Here is a 472-nt window from a genome sequence, read left to right on the forward strand (position 1 = left end):
AACTCAGCTCGCCTCCTCGCTGCCGATTGCGCTGTCGACGCCGGTCAAACGAATCGTGTGGAGCGGGCGCGACCTCGCGGTCGAAACCGCAGCTGGCCGGATCGGCGCGCGCGCCATCATCGTCACCGCATCGACCAATGTGCTGACCTCGGGCAATCTGGCGTTCTCGCCCGAACTGCCGAAACGGCAACTCGACGCCGCGGCGCGGCTGAGCCTCGGCAGCACCGACCGCATCGCGCTGCAGTTCAAAGGTAACCCGCTCGGACTGTCGCGCGACGAGACCATCATCGAACGCGCCGACGACATCCGCACCGCGACGCTGATGGGCAATATCGGCGGGACCTCGCTGTGCACAGTCGACGTCGCCGGCTCGTTCGGGCGCCAGCTCGCCGCGCAGGGCGAAGCCGCGATGCAGGATTTCGCGATCGAATGGCTCGGCAAGCTGTTCGGCAGCGACATCGCGGGCGCCGTC

At 67.8% G+C, this 472-nt stretch carries 1 protein-coding gene; it reads left to right on the plus strand.

The features are described from left to right. Positions 1-472 (plus strand): FAD-dependent oxidoreductase (locus tag DYI24_RS27730; protein WP_164574582.1); only part of this gene is annotated, 472 nt, incomplete at both ends.

Origin of the sequence: Rhodopseudomonas sp. BR0C11 (genome assembly GCF_010820945.1) — a bacterium.
In the GTDB taxonomy this organism is placed as follows: domain Bacteria; phylum Pseudomonadota; class Alphaproteobacteria; order Rhizobiales; family Xanthobacteraceae; genus Rhodopseudomonas; species Rhodopseudomonas palustris_H.